The 24,956-nt window shown below is 76.0% G+C and carries 9 protein-coding genes; 3 read left to right on the forward strand and 6 right to left on the reverse strand.

What is annotated here, in order from left to right:
• Nucleotides 1-59: 59 nt before the first annotated feature.
• Both ACFWVE_RS05080 and ACFWVE_RS05085 read right to left on the reverse strand, forming a co-directional pair.
• Complete coding sequence (locus tag ACFWVE_RS05080; RefSeq protein ID WP_384008318.1) at nt 60-728, reverse strand: response regulator transcription factor; 669 nt, start codon at nt 726-728, stop codon at nt 60-62.
• Nucleotides 725-1,336: a LuxR C-terminal-related transcriptional regulator gene (locus ACFWVE_RS05085; protein ID WP_384008319.1), complete on the reverse strand. Its 612-nt coding sequence runs from the start codon at nt 1,334-1,336 to the stop codon at nt 725-727. Before ACFWVE_RS05085 ends, ACFWVE_RS05080 begins: the two co-directional genes overlap by 4 nt.
• A 529-nt stretch (nt 1,337-1,865) precedes the next feature.
• Between ACFWVE_RS05085 and ACFWVE_RS05090 the strand changes: the two genes are divergently transcribed.
• The 3 genes from ACFWVE_RS05090 to ACFWVE_RS05100 all read left to right on the forward strand — a co-directional run bounded on the left by ACFWVE_RS05090 (nt 1,866) and on the right by ACFWVE_RS05100 (nt 8,342).
• The gene (locus ACFWVE_RS05090; protein WP_384008321.1) at nt 1,866-5,012 is read left to right on the forward strand and encodes a type 2 lanthipeptide synthetase LanM family protein; all 3,147 of its coding nucleotides are present in this window, start codon (nt 1,866-1,868) and stop codon (nt 5,010-5,012) included.
• A gap of 89 nt (nt 5,013-5,101) precedes the next feature.
• On the forward strand, nt 5,102-5,299 hold the full coding sequence (locus ACFWVE_RS05095) for a hypothetical protein (protein WP_384008323.1): 198 nt from the start codon (nt 5,102-5,104) through the stop codon (nt 5,297-5,299).
• Between the two features lie 130 nt (nt 5,300-5,429).
• Nucleotides 5,430-8,342, forward strand: a complete 2,913-nt coding sequence (locus ACFWVE_RS05100; protein ID WP_384008325.1) for an AAA family ATPase — start codon at nt 5,430-5,432, stop codon at nt 8,340-8,342.
• A 10-nt stretch (nt 8,343-8,352) separates the two neighbouring features.
• Here ACFWVE_RS05100 and ACFWVE_RS05105 read toward each other — a convergent pair whose 3' ends face one another.
• The 4 genes from ACFWVE_RS05105 to ACFWVE_RS05120 form a co-directional block, all read right to left on the reverse strand.
• Nucleotides 8,353-9,603 (reverse strand): MFS transporter, encoded by a 1,251-nt coding sequence (locus tag ACFWVE_RS05105; RefSeq protein WP_384008327.1) that lies wholly within the window; start codon nt 9,601-9,603, stop codon nt 8,353-8,355.
• A gap of 29 nt (nt 9,604-9,632) precedes the next feature.
• Nucleotides 9,633-10,868 (reverse strand): cytochrome P450, encoded by a 1,236-nt coding sequence (locus tag ACFWVE_RS05110; protein ID WP_384008329.1) that lies wholly within the window; start codon nt 10,866-10,868, stop codon nt 9,633-9,635.
• Nucleotides 10,865-18,202: an amino acid adenylation domain-containing protein gene (locus ACFWVE_RS05115; protein WP_384008331.1), complete on the reverse strand. Its 7,338-nt coding sequence runs from the start codon at nt 18,200-18,202 to the stop codon at nt 10,865-10,867. The genes ACFWVE_RS05110 and ACFWVE_RS05115 overlap by 4 nt, the downstream gene beginning before the upstream one ends.
• Before the next feature lie 183 nt (nt 18,203-18,385).
• Nucleotides 18,386-24,691, reverse strand: a complete 6,306-nt coding sequence (locus ACFWVE_RS05120) for an amino acid adenylation domain-containing protein (protein WP_384008333.1) — start codon at nt 24,689-24,691, stop codon at nt 18,386-18,388.
• Between the last annotated feature and the right edge of the window lie 265 nt (nt 24,692-24,956).

A 24,956-nucleotide genomic window follows, 5' to 3' on the forward strand; every position in this document is an offset into this window, starting at 1 on the left:
CGGCCCCGTGGCCACGGCTTCCGCCCCGCCCTCGCCCCCGCGTCGTTCGCTCCGCCGCCTCAGACCAGGCCGTGACGTACGGCGTGGGCGACCGCGTGGGCCCGGTTGCGGGCCTGCAGCCGGGCCATGATCTCGTAGATGACGTTCTTGACGGTGTGTTCGGAGCAACGCAGCAGCAGGGCGATGTCCGCGTTGCCGTGGCCCTCGGCCATGAGGCGCAGCACCGACGTCTGCCGGGCGGTCAGGGCGGGCCGGCGGTCCCCGTCGGCGGCCGGATCACCGGGTCGTGAACCGCTGGTCAGCAGGTGGGAGAGGTCCGGGTAGGGGATGCTCGGGTGCGGGTGGGCCGCGCGGCGCACCGCCGCCGCCAGGCTCTCCTCGGTGAGGTCGGCGGCCCGCAGGACGACCGCCCCGGCCCGCAGCGCGAGCCGCAGTCCCGTGCGGCCGACGGTGTCGCACACCAGGACCAGCGGCCCCGCGCCGGGCCGGCCCCGCAGGGCCTGTGCGGCGTCGGCGGCGGCCACCACGGTGACGGTCCCGGGCCCGCCGTGCTCCGCCGTCTGGACCAGACCGGCGCGGCGGGCCGTTGCGCGGACTCGGTCGGCGCCCCGCGAGGGCGGGATGCGAAGAGTGGGGAGCGCGCCGGCCGGGGCGGCGGACACACCGGCCGGGGCGGCGGACGCCATGGGCGCCGTCACCGCGGGCGCGGCGGTCAGGGTCGCGGTCACAGCAAGCCCGCCCGGAGCGCGTAGGCGACCGCATGGGCGCGGTTGCGCAGCCGGAACCGCTGGGTGATGTCGTGCACCACGGTGGTCACGGTGCGCGGCGAGTAGGCGAGCCGCTGGGCGATCTCGGCCGTCTCGTGGCCGTCGGCGACCAGCCGCAGCACCGAGCGTTCCCTGTCGGACAGCATGCCGTCGGTCCAGCCGCCGGTGCCGTGCCGGGTGTCCGACGGGCGGTCCAGGAGCTGTTCGAGCAGGCCGGGCGGCAGGGTGCAGTCGTCCCGGGCGGCGGCCAGCACCGCGTGGGCGAGGCGGGGCGCGTCGGCGTCCCGGCGCACCAGCAGGCCGCGGGCACCGGCGGCCAGGGTGTGCAGGGCGTCGCCGGAGGCCAGGACACCGGCCACCAGCACGACGGCGGGGTCGTGCCTCAGGGCGCGGGTGGTGCGCACCATGTCCAGCTCGCCCGGGCCGAGGCGGTCGACGGTGAGGACGGCGACCCGGGCCTCGGCGGGCTCGCACACGGTCAGTTCCGGGCAGGCGAGCAGGGTCGAACGCGTGCCGGCCTCCAGTACCGGATCGAGGGCGACCACGCCGACGGATACGGGTGCTCCCATCTGCTCCTCCTAGGAAGTCGGTCCGCCCGGCGTGGGCACTCCGGGCGGTGTGCGGTGGGGACTGCGCACCACAGTGCCGGGGGCGGGGACGCGGCGGCATCGGTAACCGGCCCCCACCTTTCCCCCGGGCGGGGCGGCCCCATCGGCTCGTGGTCCCCCGGTATCCTCCTTCCGGCCCGGCGCACGGGGGCCGTCGGCCGGTCCGCGCGGCGGCGTGATCAGCGGACCGGGGATCCGGGGACGGGAAAGAAGCGTCCATGGGGCCCGTGCCCCGGGGAAGGGGCGCGCACGAGGGTCCGCGCATACGCCGAGGGGCGGGCACAAGGGCCGAACGCGCAGCATCACGTTTCCGTCCGGCGCTCCGTCCCCCGTCCGAGCGGTACGGGTGGCCCCTCCTCCGAGCTGCGGATCTGCCGCTCGGGGGGCGGGTTCGAGCGGCCCGGCCCGCTGAAGCGGGGCGGGGGCCGCGCAGAATATGGGGGCCGCTTACCCATGTGGGGGTCGCAGGGGGTCTGCGACCTTCTTTCCCGTGACTGAGACCGCCAGCCTCCCGACGTCCCGGAGCACCGGCCTTCCGCCCTCGTGGTGGGCACCGGCGCTGTCCCTCACGGAACGACTCGCCGCCCCCGGCCTTCCCGGGGCGCCCGCCGGAGCCGCCGCCGGGCCCGCCCCCTGGGCCGCCGGGGACGCCGAGGGCTTCGCCCTGCGGCTGGCCGGTCTGGGCCTGGACGGCGCCACGGCCGCGGCACTGGCCGCGGAGCCCGCGGCGCGGCTGGCCGCCCGTGCTCCGAAGCCCGACTGGGCGCGGTATGCCGAAGCGGCCCTGGACCGCGCCGCGGCGGGGACGGCGGGGACGGTCGCCCCGGGCGAGGGACCCGACGTCTTCGCTCCGGTCGTCCAGCCGCTGGTCGCCACCGCCACCGCGCGGCTGGCCGGGCTGCTGCCCGCGTCCGCGGACGCCGAACCGGCCGTGTGGCGGGAGGCTTTCGCGCGGCGGCTGACGCACCAACTGGTCCGGCAGGCGGCGCGGACCCTGGTCCACGAACTCGACACGGCACGGCGCGCCGGGCGGCTGGCCGGCGCCGGTGCCCGCGAGCGGTTCGATGCCTTCGCCGCCGCCACAGGCACCCGGCAGGGCCTCGGCGCGCTGTTCGCCGCCTACCCGGTGCTGGCCCGGATGCTCGCGCAGACCGCCCTGGACGCGACGGCGGCCACGGCCGAACTGGCGGCCCGTTTCGCGGCCGACCGGGGGGTCCTGGCCGCCGGACTCCTCGACGGACGTGACCCCGGACCGCTCATCGGGGTGGACCTCGGCCGCGGGGACGCCCACCAGGGCAACCGGTCCGTCGCCGTCCTGCGGTTCGCCGGCGGCGACCGGCTGGTCTACAAGCCCCGGCCGCTCGACCAGCACGCGCTCCTCGACGACCTGGTGGACTGGCTGAACGCCAAGGTCGCCGGACTGGACCTGCGGACCCCGCGCAGCCTGCGCCGCGAGGCGTACGGCTGGCTGGAGTTCGTCGAGCACCGCTGGTGCCGGTCGGTGACCGAGACGGACGCGTTCTACCGGCGCCAGGGCGCGCTGCTGGCACTGCTGTACGCGGTGGACGGCGCCGACATGCACTACGAGAACGTCATCGCCTGCGGCGACCAGCCGGTCCTGGTGGACGCCGAGACGCTGCTGCACACCGGGCTCGCGCAGTCCATGACGGCGGGCGCCGACCCGGCGGCGGACGCGCTGCACGCCTCCGTGCACCGCACCTGCCTGCTGCCGCATCTGCTGATCGGCGAGCACGGGGCCCTCGACATCTCCGCGCTCGGCCGGTCCACCGACGGCACCTGCCCGAGCGAGGGCCTGCACTGGCGGGACAGCGGCCTGGACACCATGCGGGCCGTGCGCGCCCCGGTCCTCAGCTCCGCGGCGCACAACCAGCCGCTGCCCGCCGGCCGCCTCCTCGAGGGCGCCGACCACCGGGCGGCCCTGCTGGAGGGGTTTCGCGCCGCGTACGCGGCGGTCGCCGCGCACGGCCGTGAACTGCTCGGCGACGACGGCCCGCTGATGGCCCGCGCCGACCGTCCCGCCCGGCTCATCGTCCGCTCCACCCGTCTGTACGCGACGCTGCTGGAGGAGTCGGCCCACCCGTCGCTGCTCGGCGACGCGCTCGCCCGGGAGGGCGTGTTCGCGGTGCTGTGGACCGAGTCCGAGCACGACGAGGCACGCCGGCGGCTGATCGAGCACGAGACGGCGGCGCTGTGGCGCGGTGACGTGCCGCTCTTCACCCATCGGCCGTCGGGAACCGCGGTCCGGGCCGAGGACGGCGCGTGGCTGCCGGGCGTGCTGCCGGTGGCGGGCCTGGCCGCGGTGCGGGCCAAGATCGCCCGGATGGACGAGGTCGACTGCCACGACCAGGAGTGGATCATCACGGCCGCGCTCGCCGCCCGGGGTGCGGGCTCCCCGTTGGACCGGCCCAGGTCCGAACTGGTGGTGGAGCCGGTGCCGGCCGTCGCACCCGACGCGTCCCGGCTGCTCGCCGCCGCGTGCGGGATCGCCGACGAGATCGCCGCCCGCGCGGTACGCGGGGGCGGGCGGACCAACTGGCTCGGCCTGGAACGGGTGTCCGGGCCGCACTGGGCGGTGCTGCCGATGGGCGCCGGACTCGCGCAGGGTTACTGCGGAGTGGCGCTGTTCCTGGCGCACACCGACGCACTGGCCGGAGCGGGCCGGTACGGCGCGCTCGCCCGGGAGGCCGTCCGCCCCCTGCCCCTCCTGCTGAAGGCGCTGGCGGACGAGCCCGAGCTGAGCGCGGCGGCGGGACCCGGTGCGTACGACGGTCTCGGTGGCATCGTGTACGCCGTGCTGCGCCTGTCGGCACTGCTCGGCCCGGACGTCGCGGACTGCCTGCCGGACGCGCTCACCGCTCTCGGCCACGCCGCCTCCGCGTGCTCCGAGCCGGGGTTCGCCGGCGGTACGGCGGGAGCCCTGACCGCCGCGGTCGCGGTGCACGAGGCGACCGGCGATCCGGCGGCGCTGGGGCTGGCGGACGCCCTGGCGGACCGGCTGCTCGGCGCGGTGACCGGGGAGGTCGCCGGCGCGGAGGACGCCGTGCCGCCCGGTGCGGAGCGGTGTGCCGCCGCGCACGGCCTTCCCGCCGGTTTCGCCGACGGCGCCGCGGGCATCGCGTGGGCCCTGCTGCGGTACGCCGCCCGCCGCCCCGGGGACACCACCGCGCACACGGCCGCCGCCCGGACGCTGCTGGACGCCGCGCTGCGCGGCACCGGGGCGGCACCCGCGGACGTGTCCTGGTCCGGCGGGTTCGCCGGTGCGGCGGCCGTCGCCGCCCACCTGTCCCCCGCGCCCTCCGTGCCCCGGGTCCCGGTCCGGCCCGCGGACGCCGAGGTCCGTCCCGACCTCAGCCTCGGGCGGGGCACGCTCGGCACGCTGGAAGCCCTGGCCGTGCGCGCCGGGAGGGGCGACCCGGCCGCCGCCGGAGCGCTCGCCCGGCGCACGGGCCAGGCACTCGCCCTCGTCGAGGCACAGGGCCACCGCTGTGCCACCCCCGACCGCGTTCCCTCCCCCGGGCTGCTCGACGGACTGTCCGGCATCGGCTACGGCCTGCTCCGTCTGGCCCACCCCGGCACCGTCCCGTCCGTCCTGCTCCTGGCCCACCCCGACCACTGACCGGTAAGGCACCTGCGCTCCTCGGCCCCATGGCATCTCCACCTCCGCCCCGTGCTCGCCGTACGGAAAACAGAAGGGGAACACCTTTCATGGATCAGCACCTCGCCACCACCGCCGCCGACTCCGCCCAGCACACCGCCGACGAGCAGGACGCGGCGGGCGGGATCACGCTCACCGGCCGCAACCGGGCCTGCGCCCGCGCCCGTGTCCTGGCCGGGATGGTGCTGACCAGTGGCATCGTCGTCACGCTGAGCACCCTGGACACCTCGGTCTCCGTGCCGAGCTGACCCCGCGCGGTCGTCACGTCGTGTGAGGGCGCGGGACCGCCGGGCGGTCCCGCGCCGCGGCGCGTCCGGCGGTTCTCCGTCGGGTCGCGATCTGCCCCGGGCCCCGGCATGCCGATTATCATCTGCGTCCATGCGTTCCCATGCGCCTTTCCTCGTCGGGCGGGACCCCCAACTCACCCTGCTCGAACGTGCCATGGCCCAGGCGAGGCAGGGGCGCGGCGGCGTCGTCTTCCTGATCGGCGAGGCCGGAGTGGGCAAGTCGCGGCTCGCGGCACAGGCCGTGGGCGGCGCGCTGGGCTCCGGTATGCGGGTACTGCGCGGCCGCAGCAGCACCACCGGGCCCGCCGTGCCGTTCCGTCCGCTCACCGAGGCGCTGATGTCGCTGTTCCGCAGCGGCGAGCCCCTCGACGACCTGGCCCTCGGTCCCTACCGGCCGGTCCTCGGGCGGCTGATACCCGACTGGGACACCGGGGAGCGCGAGAGCAGTTCCATGGTGATCCTGGGGGAGGCGGTGCTGCGTCTGCTGCTGGCCGCCGGTCGCGGGCAGGGCCAGTTGCTGCTGCTGGAGGACCTGCACGACGCCGACCCCGAGACGCTCGGCGTCCTCGAGTACCTGGTGGACAACCTGGAGTACACGCCGGTCCTGCTGCTGGCCACGGTGCGGACCGATTTCAGCGACGCACTGGACCTGGCGCAGTCCGCCCGTCGCCGGGGCGTCGCGACCCTGGCCGAACTGCCGCCGCTGACCCGGCCCCAGGTGGACGAGATGACGGCGGCGCATCTGGGGGCCGACGGTCCGGGGGACGTGCCGACGGCGGTGCTGGACCGTCTGTGGGAGGACAGCGCGGGCAGTCCGTACCTGGTCGAGGAACTGCTCCAGTCCATGATCGGGGCCGGGACGCTGGTGCAGGGCGCCGACGGCTGGCGCGCGGTCGGTGATCTGCGCCGTGACGTTTCCTCGACGCTGGCCCGGGGCATCCTGCGGCGCATCGACCGGCTCGGCACGCAGGGCCTGACCCTGCTGTCGGCCGCCGCAGTCCTGGGCCGCCGCTTCCCCCTCACCGTGCTCCAGCGCATGACCGGTGTCGAGGACCGGGCGCTGCTCAGTCATCTGCACGCGGGCGTCGCCGCCCGGCTGGTCATCCCCGACGAGCCCGCCCCCGACTGGTACTCCTTCCGCCACTCCCCCACCGTCGAGGCCCTGTTCACGCAGATGACGCCGGGTCAGCGGGCAGACCTGGCACGGCGGGGAGCGCGGGCCGTCGAGGAGCTCCATCCGGGCCTCGAAGGCGACTGGTGCGCGCTGGCGGCCGGGCTGCGCTGCGAGGCCGGGGACCGTGTGGAGGCGGGGCTGCTGTACGCGGACGCCGGCGGGCGGGCCCTGGCCGCGGGCGCCCTGGGCTCCGCCGTGACGCTGCTCGGCCGGGCCGAGGGCCTGCTGGCCGACGCCGACGATCCGCAGGCGCGGGCCTCGGTGCTGGAGAACCTGCTGCCCGCTCTCGCGGAGGCCGGTGACTTCGCCCGCGCCTTCGACCTGGCCGAGGACCTGCACGCGCTGGGCGGGGCCGGGCTGAGCGCCGTGCGGCTGGCCACGCTGCACACCCGGCTGGCCAAGGTGGCCCATACGGCGGGGCGGTGGAGCGACGGCAACCGGCAGATCGACCGGGCACGCGAGGTCCTGGCGACCGCCCCGGACGAGGCGACGGAGGCGGCCGTCGACGTCACGGCCGCCTACCTCGCCCTCGACACGCCGGGTTCGGACCGCACCCAGCACGCGGAGAAGCTGGCCCGGTCGGCGGCCGACGCCGCCGAGCGCCACGGCCTGCCCGTGGTCGCCTGCCAGGCCCGGGAGCTTCTCGCCACCGTCGCCCGCGAGCGGGACCCGGAGGAGTCCGCGGCAATGCTCCAGCAGGCCCTGGCGACGGCGGAGCGGCACCGGCTGCCCCTGCAGCGCATGTACGCGGCCACCCGCATGGGCGGCAACGCCTGGCTCGCCGAGGGCGACACCTCCGGTTTGCTGGCGGCCCGTGAGGAGGCGCTGCGGCTCGGCTCGGTGAACATCGTGCACACGGTGGAGGGCATTCTCATCCTGGACGCGGTGCTGCGCGGCGACCACGAGAGCGCGCGGGCGGCGGCGGACGACTGCCTGGCCGTGGTGCGGCGGCTGCGCCTGGCGCCCGCCGTGCGGTACGTCCTGATGGCGCGGGCCGCCCTGGAGGCGCACCGCGCGGACCGGGCGGCGATGGAGACGGCTCTGGCGGCGTTCACCGAGTGGGACGGCGCCGGCTCGCAGGAGGAGCCGCTGAGTCTCGGCCTGGCCCGCGCCTTCTGCGCGCTGCTGGAGGAGGACCGGGACCTGGCGCGCGCGGAGCTGCGCTCGGTGCAGGCGCTGGAGGCGGGCAACCCCTCCACCTACCACCTCGGCGGCACCCACGGCCTGGTCCTGCTGCTGGACGTGCTCGCCGGTGACGCGGGGCGGGCACGGCACGAGGAGATCACCGCCACCGCGGTGGCCCGGATGCGGTGGAACCGCCAGTTCGTGCTGCTCGCCGACGCCGTGCTGCTGGGCCGGGAGGGAGCGGGGCCGCGCGCGGCGGCGGCGGTGGAGTCGGCACTGGCGGTGGCGCAGCCCTATCCGCTCGCCCGGCATCTGGGGCTGCGGCTGGTCGCGGACGCGGGGCACCGGGACGGCTGGGGCGATCCGGTGGGCTGGCTGCGGCAGGCCGAGCACTACTTCCACGAGCGGGACGTCGCGGCCGTCACCGGCGCCTGCCGGGCGGGGCTGCGCAGGCTCGGCGCCCCGGTGCACCAGCATCGCTCCGGCACCAGCCAGATCCCGGAGAAGCTGCGCGCGCAGGGCGTGACCGTCCGGGAGTTCGACGTGTTCCGGCTGCTCGCGGAGCGGCTCAGCAACAAGGACATCGCCGACCGTCTGTTCATCTCGCCCCGCACGGCGGAGAAGCACATCGCGAGCCTCATCACCAAGACGGGGTCGGCCAACCGCGCGGACCTGTGCGCGCGGTCGGCCGCCTTGCGGGGGTAGGGCGCGTCGGCTACCGCATCTCGCGCACCGCCCTGGACCCCAGCACCGCCAGGCCCGTCGCGGCGAGCACCAGGGCCACCACCCCGAACAGGGCGAACGTGTCCTTCCCGGCCAGCGCCCCGCACAGGATCAGCGACAGCGGGGCCACGGCGTAGCCGAGGACCATGTCGACGGAGACGACGCGGCTGAGCACCTCCTGCGGGATGTTGCGCTGGATCCAGCTCAGTCCGAACACGCCCTGGAAGCCGATGGCGAAGCCCATGGCGAGGACGGTCGCCACGACGACCGGAGTGCTGTGCACCAGCCCCAGGACGGCCATCCCCGCGCCGAGCCAGCCCGCCAGCGCGGCCACCAGCAGGCCGACCCTGGGCCGCCCGCCGACGGCGCCTCCGACGAGTGTGCCGAGCACGGCTCCCCCGGCGAGGGAGCCGTTGAGCACGCCGAGCGTGGCCGAGCCGCCGCGCAGCACCTGGTCGGCCAGGGTCGCGAAGCCGACCGTGAAGGGCCCGGCGTAGCAGAAGTTGACGGCGGTGTCGAGGGCGACGACGGTCCGCAGCCGCGGGTCGCGCGCGGTGTAGGTGACGCCCTCGCGGATACGGGCGACGAGGGACGCCCGCTCCTTCACCGTGCCGGCGGGGGTTTCGCGGGCCGCCGCGGGACGGGTGCGGACGCGTGCCACGCACAGGCCGCACAGGGCGAAGCAGACCGCGTCGACGAGGAAGGCGATCGGCGCCCGGGTCAGGGCGATGACCAGGCCGCCGACGGCCGGGCCGACGACGGCGGCGGTCCGCGCGCCGACCCCCATCAGCGCGTTGGCCGGGGTGAGCAGTTCGTCGTCCACGACCGAGGGCAGGATGGAGACGCGCGCCGGCTGGAAGAAGGCGTCGACGGTGCCGAAGGCGGCGGCCGCGGCGCACAGCATCCACACCGTCAGGTGTCCGCCCAGTCCGGCGAATCCGACGGCCGCCATCAGCACCGCCCGGGTCCAGCTGGACGCGACCATCAGGGCGCGCGGCGACCAGGAGTCGCTGAGGCTGCCGCCCACCAGGGTGAACAGGGCTCGGGGTACGGCCTGGAAGGCCAGGACGTAACCGAGGGTGAGGGTGGATCCGGTCAGGCCGAGGGTGATCCAGGAGAACGCGACGACGCTGAAGCCGTCTCCGAGCAGGGACAGCGACTGTCCCGCCCACAGGAGGCGGAAGGACCGGTGCCGGGCGGGTGCCCACAGCCGCGGACCGGCGCCGGTGAGGGTGGTGGCCATGGTGTGCCTTTCGTCGGACCGGGGTCCGGTCAGTAGTGCACGGGCAGGGCGGTGAGGCCGCGGTTGAGCAGGGAGGGCTGCCAGGCCAGGCCCCCGGGGTCGGCGAGGGTGAGACCGGGGTGGTCGCACACGAGCGTCCGTACGACGGTCGCGGCCACCAGCCGGGCCAGGGCGGCGCCGATGCAGAAGTGGGCGCCGAAGCCGAAGCCGAGGTGGGTGGCGCCGGAGCGGCGGACGTCGAACCGGCCGGGGTCGGGGAAGCGGGCCGGGTCGCGGTTGGCGGCGGCGGTCACGAGGAAGATCCGGTCCCCGGCCCGCAGGGTGCGGCCGTCGAGGTCGAGGTCGCGGGCGGCGGTGCGGATGGACATCTTCGACGGGCCGTCCAGCCGCAGGGTCTCCTCCACCGCCCCCTGGGCCAGTTCGGGCTCCGCCCGGACGGCGGCCAGCCGGTCGGGGCGGGTGAGCAGGGCCAGGACGGTGTTGGCGATGAGGTTGCTGGTGGTCTCCCCGCCGGCGAACGCCATCTGGGTGAGCATCCCGACGAACTCCTCCTCGCTGACCGAGTCGCCGACCCGGCCCTCCCCCAGCACCTGGCTGATCAGGTCGTGGCCCGGTTCGGCGCGGCGCCGGGCGACGAGGGCGCCGAGGTAGTCCTCCAGGCTCACCAGTGCCTGGAGTGAGGCCCGGTACTCGCTCTCCTCCTGGGCGGTGCCGAGGACGAGGTCGGCGACGCGGGTGTTCCAGTACCAGAAGGAGGGCCCGTCGGCGGGCGGGATGCCGAGCCAGCGGGCGAACACCAGGGCGGGCAGCGGCTTGGCGACGCCGGCCAGGAGATCGCCGGTGCCGCCGGGCACGGCCTTGCGGGCGAGGACGGCGCGGGTCGCCTTCTCGGTGAAGGCGCGGTAGCGGGCCACGGCGCGGGCGGCGAACGCCTCCTGGAAGACCCGGCGCAGCCTGCGGTGCTGGGGCGGGTCGTTGAAGACCATCCAGCGCGAGAGGATTCCGAAGGCCCGCTCGGCGTCCTCGCGGGCGCCCTGCGGGACGGCGTCCATCAGCGGCCGTACCCGGTCGGCGGAGACCCCGGGGTCGCGCAGGCAGCTCATCACCTGCTCGTAGCCGGTGACGAGCCAGGCGTGGTGCAGGGGGCTCCAGTGGACGGGGGCCTGCTCGCGCAGGGCGTCGAGGTGGTCGTAGGGGTCGGCGATCATGTCCGGGGAGAGCAGGTAGCGCTCGGCCAGGGCGGGGGCGGGGGCATGGGTGGTCATCGGGTCTCTCCCGTACCGGTGCTCGTGGTGCCGGGGGTGGTGGTCGTGGTGGTGCCGGCGGCCTCGGTGGTGCCGGTGTGCTCGATGCCGGTGAGCAGGGCGGCGATGCCGTGCACCCGGGGCTCGGCCATCATCGACATGTGGTCGCCGTCGCTGAGGTGCAGCGTGAGCCCGCCGCCGGCCACCTCCCGCCAGCGGGCGACGTAGGTGTCGTAGTCGACGTCCAGGCCGGGCATGGTGCGGCCGCGCGGCAGTCCGGCGGCCTCGCTGCCCACCACGAGGTGCACGTGTCCGGGGTGGGGACGGACGTCGTAGGCGGCGAGGGCGGCGAGCAGCGAGTGCCACACCTCGATCGGGGCGCCTTCGACGAGGGCCGCCTCGGCCGGGCTCATGCCCGCTCCCAGCAGGGTGGCGGTGAGCTCGGCAGCGGCCCGGTCGCGCTGCGGCGAGGGCGGCAGCGCGCGCAGCCGGTCGCGTTGGCGCAGCGCTTCGCGCAGGTCCCGGGTGACCCCGTCGAGGCGGGTGCGGGCGGCGGTGTTGGGCAGATACGGCTCGATCAGGACCAGCGGTGCGACGGCGTGGCCGGCCCCGTGCAGCTGGGTGGCCATCTCCAGGGCGATGTTGGCACCCATGGACCAGCCGAGCAGGGCGTGCGGCCCGGTGCCGCCGCGTTCGGTGATCTCGGCGACGTAGTTGGCGGCGATGCCCGTCACGGTGCTCGGATCGATGCCGCCGAGCAGGCCCCGCGCCTGGAAGGCGTGCACGGGGCGGCCGGGCGGCAGGGCGCGGGAGAGCGGGACGAACCAGGCGGCACTGCCGCCGGTGGGGTGCACGCACCACAGGGGGTCCCCGGCGCCTTCGCGAAGCCGCACCTCGGAGGTGACGGCGGCGGGCAGGCCCTCGCCGGCCGCCCGGACGGCGTGCTCGGCCAGCCGGGCGAGGGTGGGGTGTTCGATCAGGTCGCCGACGGAGACGGACAGGCCCCGCGCGGCGGCCATGAGGGAGACGCGGACGGTGGACAGGGAACTGCCGCCGACGCGGAAGAAGTCGTCGTGGACGCCGATCCGGGACAGGCCGAGGACCTCGCGCCAGATCTCGGCCAGGATCTTCTCGGCGGCACTGGACGGGGCGACGTACTCGGCGTCCGCGCGGTCGGGTTCGGCCGTCGGCAGGGGCAGCGCCCGCTTGTCGGTCTTGCCGCTGCGGTTGACGGGCAGCTCGTCGAGGACGACGAACCGGGCGGGCACCATGTACGCGGGCAGTGCGGCCCGCAGGGCGCCGCGCAGCTCCTCCGGGGAGGGCCGGCGCTCTGCGGAGACGACGAGGTAGGCGACGAGGGCGGGTTCGCCGGGCAGGTCGGTGCGGTGCAGGACCACCGCCTGGCGGACCTCGGGCAGCTGCCGGAGGGCGTGTTCGATCTCGCCGAGTTCGATGCGGAAGCCGCGCAGTTTCACCTGGGAGTCGAGGCGGCCCAGCCACTCCACGGAGCCGTCCGGCCGGTGCGTGCCGAGGTCGCCGGTACGGCACAGGCGGTCGCCGGGGGCGCCGTACGGGTCGGGGACGTAGGTGGCGGCGGTGAGGGCGGGCCTGTTCAGGTAGCCGCGGCCGACGGCGTCGCCGCCGAGGTGGATCTCGCCGGGGACGCCGGCCGGGACCGGCTGCAGGTCGTCGTCCAGGACGTGGACGCGGGTGTTGCGCATCGGGGTGCCGATGGGCGGGCGGCCCTGGCCGGGGGCGAGGTCGGCGGCGAGGGACCAGACGGTGGTCTCGGTGAGGCCGTAGACGTTCTGGAACCGCCGGCCGCGTGACCACTGGTCGGCGAGGTCGGCCGGGCAGGCCTCGCCGGCGACCTGGAGCACCCTGAGGTCGGGGAAGGCGTCCTCGCCGAGCACGGCGAGGGCGCTGGGCGGCAGCATGGCGCCGGTGACGCGGCGCTCACGCAGGGTGCGCGCGAGGTCGGGGCCGGGACGCAGGTCGTCCCTGGGTGCGGTGACCAGGCAGCCGCCGTTGGCGAGGGACCAGGTCAGTTCCAGGATCGAGGCGTCGAAGCCGAAGGAGGCGAACTGCAGGACGCGGTCCCCGGGCGTGGGGTCCACCAGGTCGCGCTGGCCCTCGAGCATGTTGGACAGGCCGCGGTGCGCGATGGCCACGCCCTTGGGGGTGCCCGTGGAGCCCGAGGTGTAGATGATGTAGGCGAGGGTGTCGGCGTCGGCCGCCGGGCCGCCCGGCACGGGCTCCTGGCGCTCCGCGGGGGTGTCCAGATGGATGACCGGCCCGTCGAACGGCACCGTGCCGGCCAGGGCCCGCTGGGTCAGCAGCACGCGCATGCCGCTGTCCTGCGCCATGAACGCGAGCCGCTCGGTGGGATGTTGCGGGTCCAGCGGCAGGAACGCGCCGCCGGAGCGCAGCACGCCGACCGCGGCGCGCACCAGGTCCGGGCCGCGGTCGGCGCAGATGCCGACCACCGTCTCCGGGCCCACTCCGAGTTTCCGCAGCCGGCGCGCCAACTGCTCTGCCTGCTCGTGGAGTTCCGCGTACGTGACCCGCTGCCCGCGGTGCTCGACGGCGGCCGCGTCCGGGGTACGGGCGGCGTGGGCGGCGATGTGCTCGTGCAGGAGCAGCGGGGAGGACGGGACGAGGGGGCCGCGGGCCCAGTCGTCGAGGGCGGTGGCGCGGGCGGCGCCGGTGAGGGCGGGACGGGTGACGCGGCCGTCGGGGTCGGCGGTCATGGCCTCCAGCTGGGCGCAGTACACGTCGGCCAGTTGCTCGGCGGTGGCGGGGGCCACGTACTCCGGGTCGGCGTCCAGGGTGAAGGCGTTGACACTGGCGTTGACCAGCAGCGGGAACATGGTGCGGGCGATCTCCAGGGAGTCGTCCCAGGAGTCGTGGGAGAGGCGGTGGAAGTTGACGTAGTTGAAGACGGCGTCGGTCAGCCGCGGTTCGGTGGGCCGGAGTCCGGCGATGCGGACCAGGGGGACCCTGCGGTGCGGCAGCATGTCCTGCTCGGCCCGGAAGACTTCCCTCAGGTGGGCGAGCCAGGTGCCGCGCGGGCGGGCCACCCCGAACGGCACGGTGTTCAGGAACAGTCCGCGCATCCGGTCGGCACCGGGCAGCTCGGGACGGCCGTTGGTGACGAGGCCGATGCTGTGGCCGAGGACGCTGTCGTCGCGGTCGGCGAACAGGCTCATGGTGTGGTGGAAGGCGGCGATGAGCACGGTGCGGCGGGGCACGCCCGCTTCCTTGGCGAGCCGGCCGATGCGCTCGGCGAGGTGGGCGTAGGAACGGCGGACCTCGTGGACCGGCGGGTGGCCCTCGGCGGCGCCGTCCGCCCGGCGGCGGAGGGTCACCGGCCTCAGGTCGGCGAGCCGGCCGCGCCAGTACGCCAGTGACTCCTCGCTGTCCAGCGCGGCGCGTTCCAGGGCGACGTACTCGGCGAACGGCGGCGCGCTCGGCGGTTGCGGGACGGCGCGGTGGGCGACGGCCTCCCGGTGCAGGGCGAGCAGGTCGGCGACGAGGGAGGTCAGGCTCCAGCCGTCCAGGACGACGTGGCAGTCGGTGAGGACGAGCCGCAGGTCGTGATCGGTGACGTGGTGCAGGTGGAGGCGGACCAGAGGTGCCGCGGCCAGGTCGAAGCGGCGGTCGAACTCCTCGTCGACGAAGCGGCGCAGCCGCGCCCTCTGCTCCTCGCGGGGCAGCCGGCGCAGGTCGGTGTAGCCGACGGGCAGGTGGGCGGTGCGGTGGACGAGCTGGAGGGGCTCGCGGTAGGAGAGCAGGTCGACGGAGGTGCGCAGGACCGGATGCCCGGCGACCAGCGCGTCCACGGCGGCCTGGAAGGCGTCGAGGTCGAAGCCCTCGGGAACGGTGATCTTCAGGTCGGTGACGTTGTGGTAGGCGCCGCGCCGGGGATCGGCGAGCATCTCGTGCAGCATGCCCGCCTGGAGCATGGTGAGCGGGTAGGCGTCGGCGAGGTGTTCGGGCAGCCGGTCGGCGTCTGCGGGGTCCACCTGGGAGAAGGGGGCTACCGGCTCGGGGGTGTCGGCCGCGTCGGAGACGAGTGCGGCCAGGTCGGCGAGGGTGCGGGCGCGGAAGACGTCGGCGACGCTGAAGGCGAGCCCGGCGAGCCGGCCCAGGCCTACCAGGCGCAGGGCGAGGATGGAGTCGCCGCCGAGGTCGAAGAAGTTGTCGGTGCGGCCGACGTGATCGGCGCCGAGGACCTGGCTCCACACGGTGGCCAGGGCCTGCTCGGCCGGCCCCTCGGGCGGCACGTGGGTGCGCTGTCCGGCCGCGTCGGCGTGCACGGCGCTCAGCGCGGCCCGGTCCACCTTGCCGTTGGCGGTCAGCGGCAGCCGCTCGTGGCGGACGAACAGCGCCGGGACCATGTAGTCGGGCAGGCTCAGCCGCAGCCCTTCGCGCAGGGCGGGCGGGTCGAGCGGGCGGCCCTCGGGCGTGACGACGTGGGCGACCAGCCGGGCCGTGCCGCCCTCGGCGCGGGCCACCACGGCGACGTCCGCGACGCCGGGCAGGGCGCGCAGCGCCGTCTCGATCTCGCCGGGCTCGATCCGGTGTCCGCGGATCTTCACCTGGTGGTCGGCGCGGCCCACGTAGGCGAGCTCGCCGTCGGGCAGCACCCGCACCAGGTCGCCGGTGCGGTACATGCGGGCGCCGGGTCCGCCGAAGGGGTCCTCCAGGAAGCGCGCGGCGGTCGGTTCGGGCCGGTTGCGGTAGCCGCGGGCGACGCCGCCGCCGGAGACGTACAGCTCACCGACGGTGCCGGGCGGGACGAGCCGGCCCCAGGGGTCGAGGACGTAGCCGTGCTGTCCGGCCAGTGGCCGTCCGATGGGCGAGCGGACGGTACCGCGGACGTCGTCCTCGGTGATGGTGCGGAGGGTGACGTGCACGCAGGTCTCGGTGATGCCGTACATGTTCACCAGGGCGGGCCGGTGCCCGGGGGCGGCGAACCAGTCGCGGTAGTCGCGCACGTCGAAGGCGTCGCCGCCGAAAATGACCGTGCGCAGGGCCAGGTCGCCGAAACCGGCTCCGGCGTCCTTCAGGTGGGCGCGCAGGCCCTTGAAGGCGGCGGGGGTCTGGTTGAGAACGGTGACGCGCTCCTCGCGCAGCACGCGGTGCACGGCCGCCGGGTCGCGCACCTCGTCCGAGGTGAGCACGACGACGCGTCCGCCGGTGGCGAGCGGCGCCCACAGCTCCCAGACGGAGAAGTCGAAGGCGGGTGAGTGCGTGAGCGTCCACACGTCGGCGGGGCCGAAGCCGAAGTGCCGGTCGGCGGCGCCGAGCAGCCAGGCCAGGTTGGCGTGGGTGACCTCCACGCCCTTCGGGCGGCCGGTGGAGCCGGAGGTGTAGATGACGTAGGCGAGGTCGTCGGGGGCCGGACGGATGTCGCCGCCCTCGTCGGGGCCGTGCTCGTCGTCGGGACCGTGTTCGTCGTCGGGACCGTCGAGCAGCACGAGCCGGGCGGGCAGGGAGTCGGCGGCGGTGCGTGTGGCGGTGTCGGTGACGATCCAGTCGATGCCGGCGTCGGTGACGGTGAACTCGCGCCGGGCCTGCGGGTGGGAGGGGTCGAGCGGCAGGTAGGCGGCGCCGGCCCGCCAGATGGCGAGCAGGGCCACCGCCAGGTCCGGGGTGCGGTCGAGGCAGACGCCGACGAGTGAGCCGCGGGCCACGCCGGCGGCACGCAGCCTCCGCGCCAGCGCGCAGGCGCGGGCGTCGAGCCGGGCGTAGGTCAGGGAGCGGCCCGATCCGCTGACGGCGACGGCGTGCGGGGCGCGGGCCGCGTGCTCGGCGAACCGGTCGGGGGCGGTCCGCGGGTCGGGGGCGGTCCGGGTGCCGGTGTTGGCGGGTCCGTCCGGGCCGAGGAGGTGTCCGCGTTCGGCGGGGGTGAGCGGGTCGATGGTGCTGAGCGGGCTGTCGGGGGTGGCGCAGAACGCCTCCAGGAGGGTGACGGTGTGCCGGGCGAGGGCGACGACGGAGGCTTCCTCGAACAGGTCGGGGCGGTAGACGAAGGCCAGCTCGGTGTGGTCCTCGCCGTCGCGCAGGTCCAGGGAGAGGTCGAACTTGGCGGTGGTGAGGCCGATCCGGTACGGCGTCACGACCGCCTCCCCGAGGGTGAGGCCGGACGCTGTGGTGCCGGACTGTGTGTAGAGCACCTGCACGAGCGGGTTGCGGGCCAGGTCGCGGTCCGGGCTCAGCGCGTCGACGACCTTCTCGAACGGCAGTGACTGGTGCGAGAACGCCTCCAGGACCCGGTCCCGGGTCCGGGCGAGCAACGCGGCCGGGGTCGGGTCGTCGGAGAGGTCGCCGCGCAGCACGAGGGTGTTGACGAAGAAGCCGACGAGCTGCTCGGTCTCGACGCGTTCCCGGTTGGCGACGACGGTGCCGACGGCGATGTCGTGCTGCCCGGTGTGGAAGGCCAGCGCGGCCTGGAAGGCGGCCAGTACGGTCATGTAGGGGGTCGTGCCGACGCGCTGCCCCAGTGCGGCGAGCGCGTCGGTGAGGGAGGGCGGCAGGTCGACCTGATGGACGGCCCCCCGACTGCCGGGGGTTTCGGGGCGGGGGTGGTCGGCCGGCAGCTCCAGCGGGGTGAGACCGGCCAGGCGGGTGCGCCAGTGCTCCAGCGCGGCGGACTGGTCGCTCTCGCGCTGCCAGATCGCGTAGTCGGTGTAGTCCAGGGGGAGGTCGGGCAGGTCCGCGGCGCCTCCCCGTGTCCTGGCGCGGTACAGCTCGGCCAGGTCGCGCACGACGAGGTCGAGGGACCAGCCGTCGGAGACGATGTGGTGCATGCCCAGGACGAGTACGTGGTCGTCGGCGGCGGCGCGCACGAGCGTGGCGCGGAAGGCGGGTTCGCGGGCGAGGTCGAAGGGGCGCAGGGCGGCCGCGTGCACGGCGGCGGCCAGGCGGCGCTCGCGGTCCTCGGTGTCCGCGCCGGTCACCTCGGTCACGTCCAGGACCGTGCCGCCCGCGGGCAGCACCCTCTGGTGCGGGACGCCCTCGTGCTCGGGGAAGACCACGCGCAACTGCTCGTGCCGGGCGGCCAGGTCGGCGACGGCCGCGCGCAGGGCCGGCACGTCCAGCGGGCCGGTCGTCCGCCAGGCGGCGGGGAGCAGGTAGGTGGACGCCCCGGGGTCGAGCCGGTCCAGGAAGTACAGGCGCTGCTGGGCGGCGGACAGCGGGATCCGCTCCGGACGGGGCCGGATCCGGGTCGGCCCCGTGTCCCGGGACGCGGCCCGGCCGCGCAGCCGCTGCTCCAGCAGACGCCGGGCCGCCGGGGACAGGCCGCCGCCCGCGGCGGCGGGGCCGGGACGCACGTCGGATGTGGTCATGAGGGCACTCCGATCTCGGTTCTGGGGGGAGAAGACGTCGGTGAGGGGTGAGGTCGCGCGGACGCCGGGCAGCGGCTGCCGGGTGGTCGGCGGAGCCGGCCGTCCCGGCGGCCGGCCGGACGGGCCCGGCGGCCGACGCGGGCCCGGCGGGACGAGCCGAAGCGGGCCGGGCGCCGCGGACGGTCAGAGGTCGGCCGTCAGGGACAGGTCGATCTCGTCGTCGCTCATCTGCGAGATCAGCTCCAGCAGACGCCGCTCCACCTCGGCGGCGAGCCGCTCGACGGTGGGGTGCTCGAAGAGCTCCCGGACCTGGAGCGGGCAGTCGAAGGCGGTCCGCAGGCGGGAGGCGACCGCCACCGCGCGCAGGGAGTGGCCGCCCAGGGCGAAGAAGTCGTCGTGGACGCCGACCTTCGGCAGGTCGAGCACCTCGCACCAGATCTGCGCCACGACCGTCTCGGCCGGGGTGCGCGGTGCGACGCCGGCCCGCGGCGCGGGCGCCTCGGGCTCGGGCAGGGCGGCGGTGTCCAGCTTGCCCTGCACGGTCAGCGGCAGGGAGTCCAGGAGGACGAACGCCGAGGGGACGAGGTAGTGGGGCAGACGGGCCCGGCAGTGCGTGCGCAGGGACTCCTCCGACAGTCCGCCACCCGCGGCGTAGCCGACGAGGGCGGTCTCGCCGTTGAGGGTGCGCACCACGACGGCCGCGCCCCGCACCCCCGGGTGCCCGCGCAGCACCGCCTCGGCCTCTCCCGGTTCGACGCGGAAGCCGCGGATCTTGACCTGGTCGTCGTCGCGTCCGAGGAACTCCAGTTCGCCGCCGGCCAGTCGGCGCACCACGTCGCCGGTGCGGTAGAGGCGACCGCCGCGCGTGCCGAACGGGTCGGGGACGAACCGCTCGGCGGTGAGGGCGGGCCGGCCCAGGTAGCCACGGGCCACCTCCGGTCCGCCGATGACGAGTTCGCCGGGCACGCCGAGCGGTACGGGTTCACCGAGCGGGTCGACCACGTAGGTGCGGCGGCCGCCCAGCGGACGGCCGATGGGCACCCGGCCGGCCGGTGCCCCGGCCAGGGTGTGCGCGGTGGCGGAGATCACCGTCTCGGTGGGGCCGTACGTGTTGACCACGGGTACCCCGGGCAGGTGCGCGAACCAGCGCCCCAGGGGGTCGGCGGGCAGTGCCTCTCCCCCGGTCACCAGCAGGCGCAGGGAGGCCAGTCGGGGCGCCAGCGTGTCCAGGCGGGCGACCAGTTCCGTCCAGTACGACGGTGTCAGCTCCATGACCGTCACCCGCTCGGCGGCGACGCGGGCGGCCAGCTCCTGGGGCGTCCAGATGTCGTCGGGGCGTACGAGCACCGTCGCCCCGGTGCTCAGCGCGGGCAGGATCTGCTCGAGGGAGGCGTCGAAGGAGGTCGAGGCGAAGGTGAGCACCCTGTCCCGCGCGGTCAGCCCGAACGTCTCGCGGGCGGCGCGGACATGGGCGTCCAGGGCGTGGTGCTCGACCCCGACGGCCTTGGGGCGGCCGGTGGAGCCGGAGGTGAAGACGACGTAGGCGAGGTCGTCGCGGTGGGGGGTGTGGCGGGGTCCGTCGGGGTCGGTCGGGACGTCGTCGGCATCGACCACACCGAGCGTGAGGGCGGCGGCGCGGTCCCGGGTGCGCGTGTCGCACACCACGTGCCGTACGGCGGCCTCCTCGCACATGTACCGCAGGCGTTCCCCGGGGAGCCGGGGGTCGAGCGGGACGTAGACGCCGCCCGCCCGCCAGACGGCGAGCATCGCCGCCACGGACCACACGCCGCGGCCGACGCACACGCCGACGGCGTCGCCCGGGGCCGCGCCCGCGCGGGTCAGGGCCGCGGCCAGTCCTCCGGTGAGGGCGTCCAGGCGGGCGTAGTCGAGGGCCGTGTCCTCGCAGACGACGGCGGGGGCGTGCGGCGGGCCCGCCACCGCGAACGGAGGCGCGGGCTCCGTGTCCCGCCCGGCGCCCGCGACGAGGCGGTACCGCTCGTCCGCCGAGAGCAGGGCGGCCTCGTCGGCGCGGGCGGTGGGATCGGCCAGCAGGGCTTCGAGGACGCGGCCGACGTGGCGGGCGAACCGGGTCGCGGTGTCCGGGTCGAACAGGTCGGCGGCGTACTCGACGTTGAGCGCGAACCGGTCCGGCCGGATCACGAAGGTGGCGGTCAGGTCGAACTTGGCCGACCCCCAGGGCAGCGCGAAGTCGGCGCTCTCCAGGCCGGGCAGGCCGATGCCGGCCTCCGTGGACTCCTGGACGTCGACCATGGCCTGGAACAGCGGGTTGCGGGACAGGTCGCGCTCCGGGCGAAGCCGCTCCACGACCTGCTCGAACGGCACCTCCTGGTGGTCGAAGGCGCCCAGGACGACATCGCGCACCCGGTCCACGAGCGTGTCGAAGGCGGGCCGTCCGGACAGGTCGGTGCGCAGGACGACGGTGTTGACGAAGAAGCCGACCAGCGGCTCCAGTTCGAGCCGCCCACGTCCGGCGACGGGCGTGCCCACGCAGATGTCGGTCTGCCCGGTCCAGCGGGCCAGCACCGTCTGGGCGGCGGCCAGCAGCACCATGAAGCGGGTCGCGCCGCGCTCGCGGGCGAGGGCGTCGGCCCGGTCGACGAGTGCGCGGGGCAGGTCGATCTCGACCGCGCCGCCCCGGCCGGTGAAGGCGGGGGGCCGCGGCCGGTCCGTGGGCAGTTCCAGCACGGGGGCGGCCTCGAGGACCCTTTCCCAGTAGGCGAGTTGCGGTTCCAGGGCACCGCGGTCGGCGCGGTCGCGCTGCCACACGGCGAAGTCGCCGTACTGCACGGGCAGCGGCGCCGGCGGGGCGCCCCCGCCCGTCAGGCGGGCCGCGTAGTGTCGGCCGAGTTCGTCCAGCAGGACGCCCTTGGACCAGCCGTCGGTGACGGCGTGGTGCAGGGCGAGCAGGACGACGTGGTCGTCACCGGCCAGCTCCCACACGCCGGCCCGCAGCAGCGGCGGCCGGGCGAGGTCGAAGCGGCGCCCGGCGTGGGCCGCGGCGAGGCTCCGTACGGCCTCCATGCGGGCCTGCTCGTCCGGGGCCTGCGGTGCCCGCTCCCAGCGCAGGGGTACCGGGGCCGGGTCGTGGACCCGCTGCACGGGGCGGCCGTCCGACTCGACGAGGGCCGTGCGCAGCACCTCGTGCCGCTCGACCAGGTCGTCCAGGGCCGCCTGCCACGCGGTACGGTCCAGGCCGCCGCGCACCCGCCAGCAGTACCACAGCAGGTACGACTCGCCCCGGTCGGAGGTGCGGTCCAGGAACCACAGGCGCTCCTGCGCGAAGGACAGCGGCAGCGGCCCGCCGCGGTCGACGGGGAGGATGCCGGTGGCGCCGCGGGCGCGGGCGGCGGCCACCCGCGGGGCGAACCCCCGGACGGTGGGGTGCTCGAAGACGGTGCGCAGTTCGATCTCGCGGCCGAGGCGCTGGGAGATCCGGGAGACCGCCATGGTGGCGAGCAGGGAGTGGCCGCCGAGGTCGAAGAAGCTGTCGTCCAGGCCGATCCGGTCCAGGCCCAGGACGTCGGCCCACACCTCGGCGACGATCCGCTCGGTCTCGTCGCGGGGCGCGGTGTACGCGGGGTCGTCGGCGGGGCGGGTGTGCGCGGGGTCGGGCAGGGCGGAGCGGTCGAGCTTGCCGGAGACACCGACCGGGAGGGCGTCCAGGACGACGAACTCGGACGGGACGGCGTAGTGCGGCAGGTAGCGGGCGCACCAGGCGCGCAGGTCCGCCCGGTCGGGGGCGGCGGGCGCGTCCGGGACCGGTACGACGTAGCCGGTCAGGCCGCGGCCGGTGGCCCGGTCGGGGCGGGCCGCGGCGGCGGCGACCTGCGGGCAGGCGCGCAGCACCGTCTCCACTTCGCCGAGTTCGATCCTGAAGCCGCGGATCTTGACCTGGTCGTCGCGGCGCCCGAGGAACTCCAGTACGCCGCCGGACGTCCAGCGCACCAGGTCGCCGGTGCGGTAGAGACGGCCGCCGGGCGGCCCGTAGGGGTCGGGCACGAAGCGCTCGGCGGTCAGCGCGGGGCGCCCGAGGTAGCCGCGGGCCACCTCCGTGCCGCCGATGAGGAGTTCGCCGCCGACGCCGACCGGCACCGGCTCGCCGTCGGCGTCGACGACGTAGGCCCGGCGGTCGCCCAGGGGCCGGCCGATGGGCACGGTGTCCCCGGGCGGGTCGTCGGCGTCGTGGGTGGTGGCGGTGACCGTGGTCTCGGTGGGGCCGTAGGCGTTGCAGACCCGGGCCCGGGGGACGGCGGCGCGCCAGGCGGCGAGGGTGTCGGGCGGGACGGCCTCGCCGCCGAGGACCAGCAGCCGCAGGGAGCCCAGGGCGGCGGCCAGCCGCCGGTCGAGACAGAGCGTGAGTTCGGACCAGTAGGTGGGCGGCACGTTGACGACGGTGAGGCCGTGCCGCTGGACGATCTCGGGGACCTGCGTGGGCAGCCAGGGCTCGTCGGGCCGCATGACGACGGTGGCGCCGGAGGTGAGGGCGGGCAGCACCTGGTCCAGTGAGGCGTCGAAGGCGAAGGAGGCGAAGGCCAGCACCCGGTCCGCGGAGGTGATCCCGAAGCGCTGCCGGGCGGCGGCGACGTGCGAGGCGAGGGCGGCGTGTTCGACACCGACCGCCTTGGGCCGGCCGGTGGACCCGGAGGTGAAGATGACGTGGGCCAGTTCGCGGGGGTGCGGCCGGTGGCGGGGAGCGTCCGCGGCCGGGGCGGCCGCGGTGACGTCCACCGTCACCGGCGCGAGCGGGGCGGCGGCGGCGGCGGTGGCGGTGGCGGTGGCGGGTTCGACGACCACGCAGGCCAGTCGGGCCTCCTCGGCCATGTACCGCAGCCGCTCGGCGGGGAGGTCCGGGTCGAGGGGCACGTAGGCCCCTCCGGCCCGCCAGACGCCCTCGATGGCGGCGACCGACCACAGGCCGCGGCGCAGCAGCACGCCCACGGGATCGCCCGCGGTGACCCCGGCGGCGCGCAGCGCGGCCGCGAGCGAGCCGGTCATGGCGTCCAGTTCCGCGTAGCTGACGCTGTCCTCGCCGCAGCGCAGCGCGGTGGCGTCGGGGCTGCCGCGGAAGGCGACCGGCGGCGCGGGGTCCGCCGTGCGGTCGGGCGCCCGGTGCCAGTCGGGCCGGGGGCGGCCGCGGCCGCCGGGGCCGTCGGGCAGGGCGCGCATCAGGTCCCGTACGGGGGTGTCGGGGTCGGCCAGGACCGCCCTGAGCAGGGCCGTGTAGGAACGGGCGAAGGCACGCATGGTGGCGGCGTCGAAGAGCGCGGTGGCGTACTGGAGGATGGCGGCGACGCTGCCGTCGGCCCGCAGGGTCAGGTCCAGGAAGACGTCCAGCGGGGTCTCGGTGAGCGGCGGGCTGAGCAGCGTCGCCTCCAGGCCGGGCATCTCCACCGGTTTGATCGGCGCGTTGAGCAGGGTGAACGAGGCCTGGGCGAGCGGGTGCCGGGACAGGTCCCGGGAGCCGCCGAGCGCGCCGACGACGAGGTCGAAGGGGGCCTCGGCGTGGGCGAGGTCCACCGGCACGCTCCCGCGCGCCCGGTCCAGCAGGGCGCCGAAGCCGGGCCGGCCGGACAGGTCGGTGCGCAGGACGACGGTGTTGACCAGGGGGCCGATGAGCGCGTCGGCGCCGCGCCGGGCCCGGTCGGCGAGCGTGCTGCAGACGGCGACGTCGGTGCGGCCCGCCCAGTGGCCGAGGAGTGCCTGGTAGGCGGTGAGCAGGAGTGTGTAGCGGGTGGCGCGCCGGGAGCGGGCCAGGGCGTCGACGGCGGCGACCAGGTCGGCCGGCAGGTCGAAGCGGACCACGTCGCCGGAGCCGTCCCAGACGCGCGGTCGCGGCCGGTCGGTGGGCAGGTCGAGCGGGGTGAGGCCGCGCAGCCGTTCGCGCCAGTGGCCGAGGAGCCGTTCCAGCCGTTCGCCGCGCAGGCGTTCGGACTGGGCGCGGGCGAGGTCGGCGTACCGCAGGGCGGGCGCGGCCACCGGCTCGCCGCGGTATCCGGCGGCGAGTTCGTCCAGCAGGACGCCCCACGACCAGCCGTCCACGGCGATGTGGTGCACCTCGACGAGCAGCAGGTGCTCGTCGGGCGCCACGCGGGCGAGCACGGCCCGGACAGGGTGCTGCGCGGACAGGTCGACGGGGCGTCCCAGCCGGCGGACGAACAACTCCTCGGGCCCGTCCACGTCGACCCGCTCCAGTTCGATGCCCGCGGGGGCGTCGACCACCGGCACCGGCTCCCCGCCGACGGCGCGGAACCGGGTGCGCAGCACCTCGTGCCGCGTCGTGATCCCGGACAGCGACCGCTCCAGGCGGTCCGCGTCCAGCGGCCCCCGCAGCCGCAGGACCAGCGGGAGCATGGATCCGGTGGAGGAACCGGCCAACTGGTCCAGGAACCACAGCCGGCGCTGCGCGAAGGATGCCGTGGGGGTGTCGACGCCGTTCGGTGCCCTCTCGGGGGCCGGTCCTGCTGTCACTGTGAGCCTCCAAGCCGTGTTTCGCAGCAGACTGCCGTCGGCGGCCGGAGGCCCATAGGGAAGAAGACGCAGCACCGCGAGCAGAGCGGACTGCCGTCGTGGGCGGGATCCACGGCGACCGGTTCACCCACTGCCGCCGGGCACGGGGCGGCGGTGTCCGCGTCGGGTGGTGGCGGGAGGCGTGGAGGAGGGGCGCGCGGGGCCGCGGACGGCGGACAGCACGCGACGCCGGGCCCGGCGTACGCCGGGCCCGGAACGGCGGCAC

Source organism: Streptomyces sp. NPDC058632, assembly GCF_042717095.1.
GTDB lineage: Bacteria > Actinomycetota > Actinomycetes > Streptomycetales > Streptomycetaceae > Streptomyces.

Bases quoted from the DNA above. Each gene is read 5' to 3' on its own strand.
- ACFWVE_RS05115 (WP_384008331.1), bottom strand. From the start codon at position 18,202: ATGACCACATCCGACGTGCGTCCCGGCCCCGCCGCCGCGGGCGGCGGC.
- ACFWVE_RS05095 (WP_384008323.1), top strand. From the start codon at position 5,102: ATGGATCAGCACCTCGCCACCACCGCCGCCGACTCCGCCCAGCACACC.
- ACFWVE_RS05100 (WP_384008325.1), top strand. From the start codon at position 5,430: ATGCGTTCCCATGCGCCTTTCCTCGTCGGGCGGGACCCCCAACTCACC.
- ACFWVE_RS05085 (WP_384008319.1), bottom strand. From the start codon at position 1,336: ATGGGAGCACCCGTATCCGTCGGCGTGGTCGCCCTCGATCCGGTACTG.
- ACFWVE_RS05110 (WP_384008329.1), bottom strand. From the start codon at position 10,868: ATGACCACCCATGCCCCCGCCCCCGCCCTGGCCGAGCGCTACCTGCTC.
- ACFWVE_RS05105 (WP_384008327.1), bottom strand. From the start codon at position 9,603: ATGGCCACCACCCTCACCGGCGCCGGTCCGCGGCTGTGGGCACCCGCC.